16 protein-coding genes are annotated in these 14,711 nt (G+C 70.1%); 7 read left to right on the forward strand and 9 right to left on the reverse strand.

Annotation, left to right across the window (positions count from 1 at the left end; all coding sequences use genetic code 11):
- The first annotated feature begins 137 nt into the window (after positions 1 to 137).
- Positions 138 to 506: a nuclear transport factor 2 family protein gene (locus tag QR77_RS14230; RefSeq protein ID WP_040022110.1), complete on the forward strand. Its 369-nt coding sequence runs from the start codon at positions 138 to 140 to the stop codon at positions 504 to 506.
- Positions 507 to 520: 14 nt separating this feature from the next.
- Here the strand turns inward: QR77_RS14230 and QR77_RS14235 are convergent, their stop codons facing one another.
- The gene (locus QR77_RS14235; RefSeq protein ID WP_040022112.1) at positions 521 to 1,075 is read right to left on the reverse strand and encodes a TetR/AcrR family transcriptional regulator C-terminal domain-containing protein; all 555 of its coding nucleotides are present in this window, start codon (positions 1,073 to 1,075) and stop codon (positions 521 to 523) included.
- A gap of 172 nt (positions 1,076 to 1,247) precedes the next feature.
- Here QR77_RS14235 and QR77_RS14240 point away from each other — a divergent pair, with 172 nt between their 5' ends.
- Complete coding sequence (locus QR77_RS14240) at positions 1,248 to 2,117, forward strand: alpha/beta hydrolase (RefSeq protein WP_052488726.1); 870 nt, start codon at positions 1,248 to 1,250, stop codon at positions 2,115 to 2,117.
- 33 nt (positions 2,118 to 2,150) lie between these two features.
- On the opposite strand, the gene QR77_RS14245 is transcribed toward QR77_RS14240, so the two are convergent.
- Together QR77_RS14245 and QR77_RS14250 are read right to left on the reverse strand one after the other, a co-directional pair.
- Positions 2,151 to 2,513, reverse strand: a complete 363-nt coding sequence (locus QR77_RS14245) for a VOC family protein (RefSeq protein WP_040022114.1) — start codon at positions 2,511 to 2,513, stop codon at positions 2,151 to 2,153.
- Positions 2,513 to 3,406, reverse strand: a complete 894-nt coding sequence (locus QR77_RS14250; protein ID WP_040022116.1) for a methyltransferase domain-containing protein — start codon at positions 3,404 to 3,406, stop codon at positions 2,513 to 2,515. The genes QR77_RS14245 and QR77_RS14250 overlap by 1 nt, the downstream gene beginning before the upstream one ends.
- A gap of 161 nt (positions 3,407 to 3,567) precedes the next feature.
- On the opposite strand from QR77_RS14250, the gene QR77_RS14255 reads away from it, so the two are divergent.
- Positions 3,568 to 4,065 carry a MarR family transcriptional regulator gene (locus QR77_RS14255; RefSeq protein WP_040022117.1) on the forward strand — a complete coding sequence of 166 codons (498 nt, stop codon included), beginning with the start codon at positions 3,568 to 3,570 and terminating at the stop codon, positions 4,063 to 4,065.
- On the opposite strand, the gene QR77_RS14260 is transcribed toward QR77_RS14255, so the two are convergent.
- On the reverse strand, positions 4,024 to 4,797 hold the full coding sequence (locus tag QR77_RS14260; protein WP_040022119.1) for a response regulator transcription factor: 774 nt from the start codon (positions 4,795 to 4,797) through the stop codon (positions 4,024 to 4,026). The genes QR77_RS14255 and QR77_RS14260 overlap by 42 nt on opposite strands.
- A gap of 268 nt (positions 4,798 to 5,065) precedes the next feature.
- Between QR77_RS14260 and QR77_RS14265 the strand changes: the two genes are divergently transcribed.
- Both QR77_RS14265 and QR77_RS14270 read left to right on the forward strand, forming a co-directional pair.
- Positions 5,066 to 5,512 (forward strand): GNAT family N-acetyltransferase, encoded by a 447-nt coding sequence (locus QR77_RS14265; RefSeq protein WP_040022121.1) that lies wholly within the window; start codon positions 5,066 to 5,068, stop codon positions 5,510 to 5,512.
- A 155-nt stretch (positions 5,513 to 5,667) separates the two neighbouring features.
- A complete protein-coding gene (locus QR77_RS14270) occupies positions 5,668 to 6,279 on the forward strand; it encodes an ALF repeat-containing protein (RefSeq protein ID WP_040022122.1) in 612 nt (203 codons plus the stop codon).
- Between the two features lie 103 nt (positions 6,280 to 6,382).
- On the opposite strand, the gene galK is transcribed toward QR77_RS14270, so the two are convergent.
- The 3 genes from galK to galT all read right to left on the reverse strand — a co-directional run bounded on the left by galK (position 6,383) and on the right by galT (position 9,635).
- Positions 6,383 to 7,525 (reverse strand): galactokinase, encoded by a 1,143-nt coding sequence (gene galK / locus QR77_RS14275; protein WP_040027917.1) that lies wholly within the window; start codon positions 7,523 to 7,525, stop codon positions 6,383 to 6,385.
- A 74-nt stretch (positions 7,526 to 7,599) separates the two neighbouring features.
- On the reverse strand, positions 7,600 to 8,568 hold the full coding sequence (gene galE / locus QR77_RS14280; RefSeq protein ID WP_040022123.1) for a UDP-glucose 4-epimerase GalE: 969 nt from the start codon (positions 8,566 to 8,568) through the stop codon (positions 7,600 to 7,602).
- A complete protein-coding gene (gene galT, locus QR77_RS14285) occupies positions 8,565 to 9,635 on the reverse strand; it encodes a galactose-1-phosphate uridylyltransferase (RefSeq protein WP_040022124.1) in 1,071 nt (356 codons plus the stop codon). Before galT ends, galE begins: the two co-directional genes overlap by 4 nt.
- A 331-nt stretch (positions 9,636 to 9,966) precedes the next feature.
- Between galT and QR77_RS14290 the strand changes: the two genes are divergently transcribed.
- Together QR77_RS14290 and QR77_RS14295 are read left to right on the forward strand one after the other, a co-directional pair.
- Positions 9,967 to 11,634 carry a sodium:solute symporter family protein gene (locus tag QR77_RS14290; RefSeq protein ID WP_040022125.1) on the forward strand — a complete coding sequence of 556 codons (1,668 nt, stop codon included), beginning with the start codon at positions 9,967 to 9,969 and terminating at the stop codon, positions 11,632 to 11,634.
- A gap of 26 nt (positions 11,635 to 11,660) precedes the next feature.
- On the forward strand, positions 11,661 to 11,948 hold the full coding sequence (locus QR77_RS14295; protein ID WP_040022126.1) for a hypothetical protein: 288 nt from the start codon (positions 11,661 to 11,663) through the stop codon (positions 11,946 to 11,948).
- A 76-nt stretch (positions 11,949 to 12,024) separates the two neighbouring features.
- Here the strand turns inward: QR77_RS14295 and QR77_RS14300 are convergent, their stop codons facing one another.
- Positions 12,025 to 12,771 carry a LuxR C-terminal-related transcriptional regulator gene (locus tag QR77_RS14300; protein ID WP_052488727.1) on the reverse strand — a complete coding sequence of 249 codons (747 nt, stop codon included), beginning with the start codon at positions 12,769 to 12,771 and terminating at the stop codon, positions 12,025 to 12,027.
- 258 nt (positions 12,772 to 13,029) lie between these two features.
- On the reverse strand, positions 13,030 to 14,711 hold a 1,682-nt coding region (locus tag QR77_RS14305; protein WP_052488728.1), incomplete at its 5' end, for a PQQ-binding-like beta-propeller repeat protein.

The following is a 14,711-nucleotide window of genomic DNA, read 5'->3' on the forward strand; positions in this document are numbered from 1 at the left end:
TTGCCCTCCGGCGCCGTCGTGCTGTCGGTCCGGCGGCCGTCGATTACCTGGCAGGTAATCGACCGCCGCCGGGCTGTGCGACATCGTTCCCGTTGTCGGCACCGCCGGCACGGGAAGCACAAGGAGAGGACAGCACGATGACCGCATACGACGACGCCGTCCGGCGCTACTTCACCGCCTGGAACACGACCGGCGCCGAGGATCTCGCCAAGGCCGTGGCCGCCACGTTCACCGAGAACGCGACGTACACCGATCCGCTGGCGGACGTACAGGGCCACGACGGGATCGCCGCCGCGATCGCGGGGGCCCACGAGCAGTTCCCCGGCTTCGAGTTCACCCTCACCGGCACCCCCGACGGGCATCACAACCTCGTCCGTTTCACCTGGGACCTGGTGTCCTCGGCGGACGGATCGGCGCCCGCCGCCGGCTCCGATGTGGCCCTTCTCGCGGAGGACGGACGCATCCGCTTCGTCAGCGGGTTTCTCGACCGGGTCCCCGGCGCCTGACGGGTGCGGGACCTTCAGGAGAGCGACAGAGATGTCCTGACGCCGGTGATGATGAGCTCCAGGCCTTCGAGGAAGGCCTGGTCCCGGCGTTCTTGGGGCCGGGCGTCGGCGCTGGTGGAGCGGGCCTGTTCCTCGATCGTGTAACCGTTGACGTAGGCGAGGACGGTATCCACGGCGATGGCGGCGGTCTCGGCGGGGGCGCCCGTGGCGGCCAGGGCCGTCACGAGGCCCTGGAAGACGGCAACGGGCTCGGCGCCCGGGTCGTGGAAGGTGGACATGAGCCGAGCGCCGTCGCGATGGGCCAGCATGACCTCGCGCGTGCCGGTCGCGACGGCGCGCAGCCGCTCGTCCCAGGGGCCGTCGGGGAGGGGGGCGCCGCCTCCGGGCGGAGTGGCCAGACGCGTGACCATGGCGTCCAGCAGGGCCTGCTTGCTGGGGTAGTGCCGGTACAGCGCGCTTGGGCGCACGCCGAGCCGGGCTGCCAGCAGCCGCATGGTGAGAGCGTCCAGGCCGGCCTCGTCCAGCAACTCGATCGCGGCTTGGAGCACTTGGGCGCGCCGCTGCCCCATAGCCCCTCCCGGTGTCTTGACAGTTCCGGTCCGTCGATGTGAACAATGTACACGTGAACGTTGTTCACCTAGCTGGGCGGTGGAGGAACCGAATGATCGAACGCGGAGCGGCACGGGCGTCGGTGACCGGAGCGGGGCTCAGCCGGCTGACAGCGGCGGCCGAGGGGGCGCCGTGACCGGCCGGCCGGTCGCAGCGCGCGACTACCTCAAGGGCCAGGTCCGGTCGGACGACGGGACGACGATCGGCTACAGGCAGCGCGGCCGCGGCCCCGGATTGATCCTCGTACACGGCGGAATGCAAGCATCGCAGCACCTCACCGGGCTTGCCGAGACCCTGTCGGCCGACTTCACCGTCTATGTGCCTGATCGGCGTGGCCGCGGGCTCAGCGGGCCCCACGGTGAAGGCTTCGGCGTCAGGCGCGAGGTCGAGGATCTGCGGGCGCTGGCCGCGGCGACCGGCACTTCGCGGATCTTCGGCCTGAGTTCGGGAGCGCTCGCCGTGCTGCGCACGGCCCTGGCCGTCCCCCAGCTCGACCGGATCGCCCTGTACGAGCCGCCACTGTCGGTCGGCGGCTCGGTCCCGACGGGCTGGCTCCCGCGTTTCGACCGTGAGATCGCCGCAGGCAAAATCGCCGCCGCGCTGCTCACGGCCCTACGCGGGCTGGGTACGGAACCCGCGCTCGGGCGCATCCCGCGATTCGTGCTCGCGCCGCTCATGGCGGTCGCCTCTCGCGTGCGACGTGAGTCACCCGGAGACGACGTGCCGCTCGCGGCGCTCGTCCCCACACAACACTTCGACCTGAGGATCATCGAAGAGATGGCCGACAGCGTGACGGACTGTGCGGCGCTCGAAGCGCGGGTTCTGCTGCTCGACGGAGCGAAGAGCCCGGCGTATTTAGGTGTCGCCCTGGAAGCACTCTCCGCGGTGCTCCCGGACGCTCGGCGCATCACCTTCCCCGGCTTGGGGCACTCCGGCCCGGACGACGACGGGGATCCGAAGCGCGTGGGCGAGGCGCTGCGTGAATTCTTCGACGCGCCATGACATGCACAGGTGCGGCGCCGTGACCGCGGCGGGTCAGCTCAGCGGTTCCAGGAATTCCAGCCGGTTGCCCACCGGGTCGTCGGAGTAGAAGCGGCGGTGGCCCGGGAGCGCGTCGTCCCAGGTCACGGCCGCGCCGAGGCGTTCAAGCCGCTCCGCGTACGCTTCGATGCCGGTGACCCGCAGGCCCGGGTGCGCCTTCCTCGCCGGGCGGAAGTCGCTGTCGATCCCGAGGTGGAGCTGTACGGTCCCGGCCCGGAACCAGCAGCCGCCCCGGGCGGCCAGCACCGGCGGTTTGGGGATCTCGTCCATGCCGAGGACGTCCGCGTAGTAGGCGCGCAGCGCGTCCTCGGAGCCCTCGGGCGCGGCCAGTTGGACGTGGTCGACGGCCGTCAGCATCAGGATCCCTTGTGTGCGACGGCGAAGATGCGGCGGAAGGGGAAGACCGTGCCGTGCGGGCCCGGCGGGTAGGCCTCGCGCAGCAGGTCGCGGTATTCGCGGGTGAAGTCCGCCGCCGCCTCGGGATCGTCGGCGAGCGCCGTGAGGACGGGCCGGAGCGCGGTGCCCTTGGTCCAGTCGAGGACCGGGTCCTCGCCGGTCAGGAGCTGGAGGTAGGTGGTCTCCCAGACGTCCGCCACGCAGCCGAGGTCTTCGAGCGTCGCCAGGTACTCGGCGGGTTCGATCATGCCGGCGAGACGTCCCGCGCCGGCGCCGAGCCGCTCGCGCCACCGGGGGCTCTGCCGCAGGTCGTCCAGCAGGAGGTGGCTGGGGCAGGCGAAGTTTCCGGGGACCTGGAAGGCGAACGTCCCCCCGGGTGCCAGGCCTTCGACCCAGGCAGGGAAGGAGCCGAGGTGGCCGGGGACCCACTGGAGGGCCGCGTTGGAGACGATCAGGTCGTACGGTTCCTCCGGCGTCCAGGTCCTGGCGTCGCCGGTGACGAACTCCAGCAGCCCGCCGCCGGGCGTCGGGCCTCCGTACCCGTCGCGGGCCGCTTCGAGCATCTCCCGCGAGGTGTCGAGGCCGGTGATGTGGGCGTCCGGCCAGCGGTCGGTGAGCAGGACGGTGACATTGCCGGCTCCGCAGCCGATGTCGGCGATCCTGGCGGGCCGCCGGGCCGTGGCGCCCCTGCCCCCGCCCGCAGCACTGGCCCCGCCCTCAGCGCTCGCGCCGCTCGTCGTCGGCAGTTCGGGGATCCGGGCGAGCAGGTCCAGGAAAGGCCGGGTGCGGTGGCCCGCGTGCCTGAGGTACTGGCTCGGATCCCAGTTCGAGGCCGGGGTCGCGGTGTCGTTCATGTATGGGCTCCCTCGCGGGTACGTGGAACAGTGGACCGACGGTACGGCCGTGCGCCCGCTTCCCGCCCGGCCGGAATCCAGCCTGCCCGCGGTTATCTCTCGATGTCAAGAGACTCGACATCAAGAGACTTCATGTCGAGGGACCCTCTACACTGATCGCTATGGAGGATGAGGTCGACCGACTGGTTTCAGCATGGCGCCGTGAGCGCCCCGACCTCGACGTGGAGCCACTTGAGGTCCTCAGCCGCGTCAGCAGGCTGGCCCGCCACCTCGACCGCGCCCGGCGGCTCGCGTTCGCCGAGCACAGCCTGGAGCCGTGGGAGTTCGACGTACTGACCTCGCTGAGGCGCGCGGGAGCGCCGTACCAGCTCTCGCCGGGCCAGCTCCTGACCCAGACGCTGGTCACCTCCGGCACCATGACCAACCGCATCGACAGGCTGGCGAAGAAGGGCCTCGTCGAGCGGCTGCCCGACCCCAGCGACCGGCGCGGGGTGCTCGTACGCCTCACGGTCGAGGGACAGGACCGCGCGGACCAGGCGCTCGCCGGGCTGTTGACCCAGGAGCGCGCGATCCTCGCGGAACTGTCCCATGCGCAACGTGCTGAACTGGCCGCGCTGCTACGCCAGTTGACCGCCCCGTTCGACAACGTCCCCGGCTAGGTCGGCGGGACCGACACCGGCTTTGCGGGCCAGGGCGACAGCGGCCAGCGTGGAGTGCACGCTCAGCTTCCCCAGCACGTTCTGCATGTGCGTGCGCACGGTGTGCGGGGAGAGGAACAGCCGCTCGGCGACTGCCTTGCGCCCGAGCCCGGCGACCATGCAGCGCAGGACCTCACGCTCGCGAGGCGTGAGCGAGTCGACGAGTCTCTCGCTCTCCGTACGGTCCCTGCGCGCGGCCGTCAACTCCCGCAGGACGCCCGTGAGCAGGGCGGCCGGCAGATGCGTCTCGTCCCGCAGGACACCCCGGATCACGGCGAGCAGCCGCTGCAACGAGCAGTCCTTGGCGACCCAGCCCGAGGCTCCCGCCTGCAACGCCAGCGCCGCACGGCGCTGGTCGTCCTTCTCGGCGAGCACGACCGTACGGACCGACGGCTGGCCCGAACGGACCCCGGCGACCAGCGAGATGCCGTCGACGAGCGTGATGTCGCCGTTGTCGGGCACGGCGCGCGCGACCGGCACCTGAGCCGACCCCGCGACCGTGCCGAGGTCGGCGTCGACGAGCATCACATCGAATCTGCGGCCGTCGGCCGCCGCCCTGTCCAGACACCGCAACGCCGCCGGAGCACTGCCGGCTGCCGCCACGTCCACATCAGGCTCGGCCGCCAGGGCAGCCGCGAGCGACTCTGCGAAAATACGGTGGTCGTCCACGACCAGAACCCGAATACGTACCAATGGACACCCCCAAATGGCGGGGAGCGGACCACACGGATACGGCGCCCGGGATGCGGGTGATACGTCAGTGGCACGGCCGCCGCCGTGTGATGACCCTTACCCCACCCCGGGCGTCGTACCCGTCCTGTCTCCACCCCTGAAACAGCACCGGCCCCCACCGGTGCTGAGCATCAGGGTACGGGCGAGGGCCGCGAGCGGAAGGCAAATCGCAGAACTGGTCCGCCGACACGGTGGGGGTGGTGTTTGAGGTGTGTTTAGGGTGGGTCTCATGTTTCGTATTGAGACAGAAGTCGACAAAGAACGACGTGCTGTGCTCGGCGAGCGGCTGCGGGAGAGCAACACGGAGCGCTCACCGATGATGCGCGCGCTGCGGGACAGCTCCCTCGACCATGAACTGCCCCTCCACATCTGGATGCTGGAGGAGTCGACGGGCGAACTGGTCGGCGGCCTCACGGGCCGTACCTGGGCGCGCTGGCTCCATGTCGACCTCCTCTGGGTCGACCCCCGCCACCGCGGCTCCCGCGTCGGCGCCGGTCTCCTCTCGGAGGCGGAGCGACTGGCCCGCAAGGAACGGTCCTGCGCCCGCGCCCGCGTGGAGACCTGGGACTTCCAGGCGCCCGCCTTCTACCAGAAGCAGGGATACGAGATCGCGGGACAGGTCGCCGACTACCCGCCGGGCGTCACGGAATTCACTCTCGTCAAGGCGCTCAGGTAGGTCCTGACGACCCCTCACGGCGGTCTGAACCGGGCGGACGGCGGACCCTTGACGGGTCCTTGACGGCTATGCCGTGGATCACAGGTGATGCTCGCCTGAACTGGAGTTACGCTGTCGCACGTCTGAACTTCCTGTGACCAAAGGATGGTTTATTCGTGAAAGCGATACGGGGATCCGTGGTTGTGACCGCGCTGGTCCTGGCGCCCGCACTCCTGCTCACCGCACCTTCTTACGCCGCGACGCCGTCCGGGGCCGGCGCCACCGCGACGACCGCGTCGACCGTGACGGCCGCTGACGACCCCGCGGACGATCCGCGGAGCGACGACGACCTCCGGGTGGCGGTCTTCCGCGCCCTGGCGGACCCGGACTCCGGCGAGGCGGTCTACGCGGCGGCGAGCAAGGCGCTGGACGAGAACACCCGCGAGAGCCTGATCCGCTTCCTCGACACGGAGTACCGGCTCGCCCAGGCGGAGGACGACCGCTTCGCCATCTTCAGCATCCTCGGGGACCCGGACACCGGCCGGGGGGTCCACGACGCGGCCGAGAAGGCGCTCGGTGACGGTACGCCCGAGGCCCTGCGCGCCTTCTTGGAGACGGGCCTGCGCCTCGCCCAGGCGGAGGACGACCGGTTCGCCATCTTCCGCATCCTGGCGGATCCCAAGACGAGCCCGGCGGTATGGGCCGCGGCGCAGCAGGCGCTGACCGACGGCACCCCCGAGGCGCTACGCCACTTCATCGAAGTGGGCCAGTACGAGGCGAACGGCTGAGCGAAGCGAGGGCCGGGGACGGAGTGACGCCGTCCGGACGACCAAGGCGCCGCCGATGTCCTCGGCGGCGCCTTCGGTATCCCGGAACGCTCCGGGAGCGGCGTCACACCAGCCGGTGGGCGCCCCTCGACGGTACGGCCGGGAAGATCCGGGGCGTCGTGTGTCCCGCCTCGGCGAAGGCCTCCGTGACCGCCTTCGAGACCGCCTCGGCCTCGGTCTCCTCGACCAGGACGATCGCGGAGCCGCCGAAGCCGCCGCCCGTCATCCTCGCGCCGAGCGCTCCGGCCGCCGTGGCCGCGCCGACCACGAGGTCCAACTCCGGGCAGGAGACCCGCAGATCGTCGCGGAGCGAGGCATGCCCCTCGACCAGGACGGGACCCACGGCACGCACGTCCCCCGCGTCCAGCAGGGCGATGACCTGCTCCACGCGGTGGTCGTCGCTCACCACATGACGGACGTAGCGGCGTACGTTCTCGGGCTCCCCGGCCAGCCGTTCGAGGGCCGCCGGCAGTTCGGCGTACGGGATGTCGCGCAGCGCGCCGACACCGAGCGCCCGCGCTCCCGCCTCGCAGCCCGCGCGCCGCTCCGCGTAAGCCCCGTCGCCCAGCGCGTGCTTGACGCGGGTGTCCACGACGAGCAGCCGCAGTTGCCGGGCCGCCAGGTCGAACGGCACCTGGCGCTGCGAGAGATCGCGGGTGTCCAGGTACAGCGCGTTTCCCTCGGCGCAGCACGCCGACGCCATCTGGTCCATGATCCCGCACGGGACGCCGACGAAGTCGTTCTCGGCGTGCTGCGCGAGGACCGCCAATTCGGACGCGGTCAGGCCGAGTTCGTAGAGGTCGTTGAGCGCGGTCGCCGTGACGACCTCCAGCGCCGCCGACGAGGAGAGGCCGGCCCCGGTCGGGACCGTCGACGCCAGGTGGATGTCGGCGCCGGTGACCGGGTGGCCCGCTTCCCGCAGCGCCCAGACGACACCCGCCGGGTACGCGGCCCAGTTGGTGTCGGAGAGCGGTTCGAGAGCGGCGGTGTCGAGGTGGACCACGCCGCCCGGCACGTCGGCCGAGTGCAGCCGCAGGGCGCCGTCCGTGCGCCGTGAGACGGCGGCGACGGCGGTGTGGGGCAGCGCGAGCGGCATCACGAAGCCGTCGTTGAAGTCGGTGTACTCGCCGATGAGGTTGACCCGGCCCGGCGCGGCCCAGACGCCCTCGGGCCGGGCGCCGTACAGCGCCTCGAACGCGTCCTCGATGTTCGCGTCGGCGGTGTCTCCGGTGGATCCGGTGGATCCCGTGGATCCCGTGGCTCGGGGGTGCCGGGCTTCGCTCACGCCTCGTTCTCCTTCTCCCGCGCGAACGCCCACGCGTCCTCGACGATCCCCGCCAGGTCGGGGCGGTTCGGTGTCCAGGCCAGCCGCTCGTGCGCCCGGCGCGCCGAGGCGACCAGTACGGCCGGGTCGCCGTCCCTGCGCGCGGCCAGCAGTTCGGGGACCGGGTGCCCGGTGACCTTCCGTACGGTCTCGATGACCTCGCGGACGGAGAACCCGGTGCCGTTGCCGAGGTTGCAGATCAGGTGTTCGCCCGCCGACGCCGCGTCCAGCGCCCGCAGATGGGCCTCGGCGAGGTCCGCGACATGGATGTAGTCGCGTACGCAGGTGCCGTCCGGGGTCGGGTAGTCCTCGCCGAAGACCAGGATCGACTCGCGCTTGCCGAGGGCGACTTGGAGGACCAGCGGGATGAGGTGCGACTCGGGGTCGTGCCGCTCGCCCCGACTGCCGTACGCGCCCGCGACGTTGAAGTAGCGGAGCGAGACTGCGGCGAGGCCGTGCGCGGCGCACTCGCCGCTGATCATGTGGTCGACGGCGAGCTTGGTCGCGCCGTACGGGCTGGTGGGCGCGGTCGGGTCGGTCTCCGTGATGGGGGTGGAGACGGGTTCGCCGTAGGTCGCGGCCGTGGACGAGAAGACGAGCGTACGCACGCCGGCGCCGCGCATCGCGCCGAGCAGCGCCATCGATCCGCCGACGTTGTTGTCCCAGTACTTCTCGGGCTTGGCGACGGACTCGCCGACCTGTGAGGAGGCGGCGAAGTGCAGCACCGCGTCGTAGGAGGAATCAAGCCACCTGGCGGCGTCCTGGACCCGGCCCTCGATGAACCGCGCGCCGCCCGGCACCCCCTCCCGGAATCCGGTGGAGAGGTCGTCGAGCACGGTCACCTCGTGCCCGGCCTCCAGGAGATGCGCCGCCACCACGCTGCCGACATATCCCGCGCCACCCGTGACCAGGTATTTCTTGCTCACTCGCTCGCTACCTCTCGCAGTCGTCCTGCCGCGGCCTCCGGCGGCACGTCGTTGATGAACACACTCATGCCGGATTCCGAACCCGCGAGGAACTTCAGTTTGCCGGATGTGCGGCGGATGGTGAAAAGCTCAAGGTGAAGGGCGTAGTCATCGCGCCCCGGAGCGCTGAAGGGCGCCTGGTGCCAGGCGGAGATGTACGGCGTACGCGGCTGCCCCTCGCCGAAGATCCGGTCGAAGCGGCGCAGCAGCTCCAGGTAGAGCCGGGGGAACTCGGCGCGCTGCGCGTCGTCCAGTGCCCGCAGGTCGGGCACCCGGCGCCGGGGGTAGAGGTGGACCTCGTACGGCCAGTGCGCCGCGTACGGCACGAAGGCCACCCAGTGCTCCCCCTCCAGTACCACCCGCGTGCGCTCGGGGCTCTCGGCGAGTTCGCGTGCGACCACGTCGTCGAAGAGGTTGCGGCCGGTCTCGGCTCGGTGCCGCTCGGCGGAGCGGAGCATCAGCGCGGTGCGCGGGGTGACGAAGGGGTACGCGTAGATCTGGCCGTGCGGGTGGCCGAGCGTGACGCCGATCTCCTCGCCGCGGTTCTCGAACGGGAAGACCTGCTCGACCTGCGGGAGCCGGGCCAGTTCGGTGGTCCGGTCGGTCCAGGCGTCGAGCACCAGCGCGGCCTGTTCCTCGGTGAGGTCGGCGAAGGACGCGTCGTGGTCGGAGGTGAAGCAGACGACCTCGCAGCGCCCGGAGTCGCCGGCGAGGGAGGGGAAGCGGTTCTCGAAGACGGCGACGTCGTACGACGAGTCGGGGATCTCGCTGAGCCGGCCTTCGCGCGAGGGGCAGAGGGGGCACTCGTCGGCGGGCGGGTGGTACGTACGGCCCTGGCGGTGCGAGGCGATGGCGACCGCGTCCCCGAGCAGCGGGTCGCTGCGGATCTCGGAGGTGGTGGCGACCGGGCCGAGCGGCCTGCGGTCGACGGCGTCGCGTACGACGTCCTCCTCGCCCGGGCGGGGGGAGTCGGAGTCGTAATAGATCAGCTCCCGGCCGTCGGCAAGCCTTGTCACCGTCTTCTTCATCGGTTGCCTCCCGGCGGCCCCACCCACACACCAAACAGAATCGAACATAACAAAGCACAAGTAAACAGCCACGTCAACGCCGGTGCAGACCGCCGCAGGCGCGGGCAGACGGCGGCACGGATGGCCAGAAGTGGGGGTGTACGGCGGGTGGGGGCCGGGTACTAGCGGAAGCCGGGCCGTACCGCGCTCGTCCCGCCACTTATCGTCACGGCAACGCTCCGATCACGATCGAACAAAGAACGCCAACACAACGGTTCATTTCTCGAACACAGGAGCGTAGGTTACCGGTGAGTTATTTTCTTGAGACGAAGCGGGTACCCCCATGTCCCCCATGAATTCATTGGCCGAAGGGCTCCGGCTCCCCACAAACGGTCTCGACTACACCATCCTGGCCATCTATTTCGTAGTGGTCCTCGGCATCGGGTTCGCCGCCCGGAGCAGCATCAAGACCAGCCTCGACTTCTTCCTCTCCGGGCGTTCGCTCCCGGCCTGGGTGACGGGTCTCGCCTTCGTCTCCGCCAACCTGGGCGCCACCGAGATCCTCGGTATGGCGGCCAACGGCGCGCAGTACGGCGTGTACACCGTGCACTGGTACTGGATCGGCGCCATCCCCGCCATGGTCTTCCTCGGCCTGGTGATGATGCCGTTCTACTACGGCTCGAAGGTGCGCTCCGTACCGGAGTTCCTGCTGCACAGGTTCGGGCGCTCGTCCCACCTGCTCTCCTCGATCATCTTCGCGGTGTCCGCCGTACTGATCGCGGGCGTCAACCTCTACGCGATGGCGCTCGTGCTGGAAGCGCTGCTGGGCTGGCAGCAGTGGGTCGCCATCGTGGTCGCCGGCCTCTTCGTGCTGGCGTACATCACCGTCGGCGGGCTGTCCTCGGCGATCTACAACGAGGTCCTCCAGTTCTTCGTGATCCTCGCCGCACTGATACCGCTGACCATCGTCGGCCTCAAGCGGGTCGGCGGCTGGAGCGGCATCACGCACTCCCTCAGCGACTCGCACGGCAGCGCGTTCCTCACCGCCTGGAAGGGCACCGGCATCGGCTCGGTGAACCCGCTCGGCGCCAACTGGCTGACGATCGTGCTGGGCCTCGGCTTCGTGATGAGCTTCGGCTACTGGACGACGAACTTCGCCGAGGTGCAGCGCGCCCTGTCGGCGAAGAACCTGTCGGCGGCCAAGCGCACCCCGCTGATCGCCGCCTTCCCGAAGATCTTCATCCCGCTCGTCGTGGTCGTCCCGGGTCTGATCGCGCTGGTGATGGAGCCGCAGCTCGGCAAGGTGAAGAACCTCCCGTACAACGACGCCATCCCGGTCCTGATGCGTGACCTGCTGCCGAACGGTGTGCTCGGCATCGCGGTGACCGGTCTGCTGGCCGCCTTCATGGCGGGCATGGCGGCCAACGTCTCGTCGTTCAACACGGTCTTCACGTACGACATCTGGAGCGCGTATGTGAAGAAGGACCGCCCCGACTCGTACTACCTGAACACAGGGCGCGTCGTGACGGCGGTCGGTGTGCTGATCGGTATGGGTACGGCGTTCATCGCGGGCAGCTTCAGCAACATCATGAACTACCTCCAGACGCTGTTCTCGTTCTTCAACGTCCCGCTGTTCGTGGTCTTCATCATCGGCATGTTCTGGAAGCGGACGACAGCCGCGGCCGGTTTCTGGGGGCTGCTCTCCGGCACGGTCGCCGCGATGCTGAACTACTTCTGGCTCTACAAGGGCGGGGTCATCTCGATCCCCTCCGACCAGGGCGCGAACTTCGTCTCCTCGATCGTCGCCTTCGTCGTCGGCGCCGTGGTGATGGTGATCGTCTCCTACGCGACCAAGCCCAGGCCGGTCGAGAAGCTCCAGGGCCTCGTGTACGGCACCCGCTCGCCCGGCATGGACGAGCTGCCCGCGGAGGGTGACGGCGCCTGGTACCGCAGGCCCGCCCTGCTGGGCTGGGGTGCGGTCGTCCTGGCTGCCCTCTGCTACATCCCCTTCTCCCTCTGACCCGGTCTGCGAGGAACGCACACACCATGAGCGACTACCAGAACGATGTCGAGGAGCTGGAGGCCAAGTCCGCCTCGGCGGCCCACCTCTTCGACGTACGCCGGATCATCGGCGGACTGTTCGTGGTCTACGGGATCATCGTGACGATCGCCGGGATCAATCCGTCCGACGCCGATCTGAAGAAGGCACAGGGCATCAACATCAACCTGTGGACGGGCCTGGCCATGCTCGTCCTCGGCCTCTTCTTCCTGATATGGCTGAAGCTGCGGCCGACAGCGCCGCCCACGCCGGAGCCCACGCCGCCGGCCGAGTAGCGCCGACACGCAGGCAACGCGGGCCCAGGGGGCCGGACTTCACCGTACGTCGCGGTGGTCCGGCCCCCTTCGGCGTTCAGCCGTCGTTGCCGCTGCCGCTGCCGTTGTCATTACCGTTGCCGCTGCCCGTGCGGCCCGGTGCCCGCCCCGGCCCCGCGCTCAGCACCGCACGGTCGAGCAGCCCCGTACGCGCGGCGAGCGCCGCCGCCTCCAGCCGGGAACCGACGCCGAGCTTCATCAGCACGCGCTGCACATGCGTACGGGCCGTGCTGGGCGCGATGTTCATGCCGGCCGCGATCAGCCGGGTGTCCTCGCCCTCGGCGACCCGGACGAGCACCTCGATCTCGCGCGGGGTGAGCATCCGCAGCAACCGCTGGCCCTCGTCGTCCGGTTGGGCCACCGGGTTGAGTAACTCGGCGAAGGCGCCCTGGAGCAGCAGCGGCGCGACCGCCGCCTCCCCCGCGCGCGCCTTGACCATGGCGCGCTCCACGCCCTCGATGCGCTCGTCGTGGCGTACGTAACCGGACGCGCCCGCGGCGAAGGCGGCCGCGATACCGCGCGGGCTCGGTACGGGTCCGAGGACCACGACCGCCACCTGCGGGCGCTCCCGCTTGATCCGTACGATCGGGTCGAAGACCCCGGGCCCGGCGGGGTTCGCCGTACCCATCAGGCACACTTCGGGCGCCCTGCTCACCACCAGATCCGCCACGCCCGCGGTCGGCGCCGCCGCCGCGAGCACGCGGTGCCCCCGCAGTTTCAGCGCCGAGGCGAGCGCCTCGGCCAGGAGTCTGTGGTCATCGACCACCATGAGCCGCACGCCCATCCAGCAATCCCCATCCCCGCCGCCGCAACGTGGCCCCCCGGCCTACTCTGACCCGGCAAGCTACACGCTTGTTCGACGTCGCGCGCCCCTAACCGGCGAGAAGCCCCCCGGATTGCCGAAAAGCAGCCTGTTCAGGCCCGGGCGGCGGCTCAGGGGTACCGGAACAGGACACCGCCGGGGCCGGTAACAGGACAGCGGGGCCCCGGTCGTGGATGTTCCTCCACGACCGGGGCCCCGCTGTATCGTTCTGGTTTTTCCTCAGTGCGTCGTGAACGCCAGGCTGAGCAGGACCTTGTCGTCCAGCGTCGAATCGCCGGCCGACGGCTTGCTCACCAGGTTGTTGGAGATGTACAGCCGGCCGTCCGCGTAGCGGAACTCGGCGGCGTCGTCGACGAACCTGTTCTCGTACCCCCGGGTGTCCTCGTCGGACGGGTTCTCCATGAGGATCGTCTTCTTGGCGGTGGCGCCGTTGATGGAGATGATCTGCCCGCCGCCGTCGTACACCGCCGTCCGGTACGCGAGCACGTTGTTCCCGTCCATCCTGAGCGGGACCAGCGTGTGCCGGTTGCCCGCGTCGATCCGGTCGGACGTGGTCTTGCCGGTGGCGAGGTCGAAGGAGACGATCTCGTTGGTCTGGGCGATCTGCTCCTCGCCCGTGCCGTCGTGCTCCTCGGTCGGCAGGTACAGCCTGCCGTTGCCTACCGCCAGCGCCCGGCAGCTCTCGACCTCGGTCGAATCGCAGGACGCCGCGTATGTGTCGCCGTCCGCCGCGATCTTGGTGGTCAGCTTGCCGGTCTTCGCGTCGATCACGAAGAAGTCCGAGATGCCGCTGCCGTCGCCCGCCGTGTCACCGACGTCGGCGGCGACCACCAGCGGACTGGACGAGACGACGTGCGCGTACTCGACGCCCTCCGGCATCTTGAACGTGGAGAGCGGCGCGCCCGTCTTCGGGTTCAGCGGCTCGATGCTGACCTGCGGGTTGTCGTAGTTACCGCACTTGCGCGCGGCGACGAGCGCGTCACCGCCGCCGTACCCCATGTCGTAGCAGTTGTTGGTGTCGGCCTCGGGCTTCCAGAGGACCGCCTGTGTGTTGATGTCGAAAGCGGCGCCGCCGCGCAGGCCGCCGGCGGCGACGGTCGAGCCGCTGAGCGTGACCTCGTCGAACGTGGTGTCCTCGTCGCCGCTCGTCTCGCTCTTGACGCCCTTGCTCCACAGCAGCTTGCCGGCGTTCAGGTCGATGACCCCGACCCGTGTGCACGGCTGGTACTTGCCCTTGGCGTCCGTCTTGGCGGCGGCGAAGAGGATCGCCGTCTTGTTGTCCTTGGTGACGTGGTCGGTGGCGGCGCACACCTGGCCGGGGAGCGGGATCGACCAGAGCTGGGTGCCCTTGTCCCGGTCGTAGCCGACGACGCTGTTGAGACCCGTCTTCACGAAGGCGGTGTCCGTGAGCCAGGAGCCGCTGACATCGGTGACATCGGCGACCTTGGGCACGGGGAGCTTGAACGCCACCCTGGACTTGGTGTCGGCCGGCGGCTTCTCCTTGCCGCCGCCACCGGTGTCCTTGCTGCCGCCCGTCGTTCCGGCCGTGGCTCCGCCCGAGTCGCCCTTCGAGTCGTTCTTCTTGGTGTCGTCGCCGGATGAGACGAACCAGATGCCACCGCCGACGATCAACACCACGGCGATGACAGCGGCGATGATGATCTGCGTCTGGTTGCTCAGCTTCTTGCCGCCGCCGGGCGGGGGCTGCTGGGGGCCGCCGTACTGGGGCTGGGTCGGGTAGCCGTACCCGGGCTGTCCGGGGTACTGCTGCTGTCCCTGGCCGGGGTACTGGGGCGCGGTGGGGTAGCCGTAGCCGGGCGGCTGCTGGCCGTAGGGGGGCTGTTGGCCGTACGCGGGCTGCTGGCCGTACGCCGGCGGGGGCGGGCCCTGCGTCGGGTAGC

The organism is Streptomyces sp. 150FB, assembly GCF_000818195.1.
Lineage (GTDB): Bacteria > Actinomycetota > Actinomycetes > Streptomycetales > Streptomycetaceae > Streptomyces.

What these genes read in the sequence shown, in the direction of transcription:
- QR77_RS14235 (WP_040022112.1), bottom strand. Translation starts at nt 1,075, where the DNA reads ATGGGGCAGCGGCGCGCCCAAGTGCTCCAAGCCGCGATCGAGTTGCTG.
- QR77_RS14265 (WP_040022121.1), top strand. Translation starts at nt 5,066, where the DNA reads ATGTTTCGTATTGAGACAGAAGTCGACAAAGAACGACGTGCTGTGCTC.
- QR77_RS14250 (WP_040022116.1), bottom strand. Translation starts at nt 3,406, where the DNA reads ATGAACGACACCGCGACCCCGGCCTCGAACTGGGATCCGAGCCAGTAC.
- QR77_RS14290 (WP_040022125.1), top strand. Translation starts at nt 9,967, where the DNA reads ATGAATTCATTGGCCGAAGGGCTCCGGCTCCCCACAAACGGTCTCGAC.
- galT (WP_040022124.1), bottom strand. Translation starts at nt 9,635, where the DNA reads ATGAAGAAGACGGTGACAAGGCTTGCCGACGGCCGGGAGCTGATCTAT.
- QR77_RS14245 (WP_040022114.1), bottom strand. Translation starts at nt 2,513, where the DNA reads ATGCTGACGGCCGTCGACCACGTCCAACTGGCCGCGCCCGAGGGCTCC.
- QR77_RS14295 (WP_040022126.1), top strand. Translation starts at nt 11,661, where the DNA reads ATGAGCGACTACCAGAACGATGTCGAGGAGCTGGAGGCCAAGTCCGCC.
- QR77_RS14255 (WP_040022117.1), top strand. Translation starts at nt 3,568, where the DNA reads ATGGAGGATGAGGTCGACCGACTGGTTTCAGCATGGCGCCGTGAGCGC.
- QR77_RS14300 (WP_052488727.1), bottom strand. Translation starts at nt 12,771, where the DNA reads ATGGGCGTGCGGCTCATGGTGGTCGATGACCACAGACTCCTGGCCGAG.
- QR77_RS14230 (WP_040022110.1), top strand. Translation starts at nt 138, where the DNA reads ATGACCGCATACGACGACGCCGTCCGGCGCTACTTCACCGCCTGGAAC.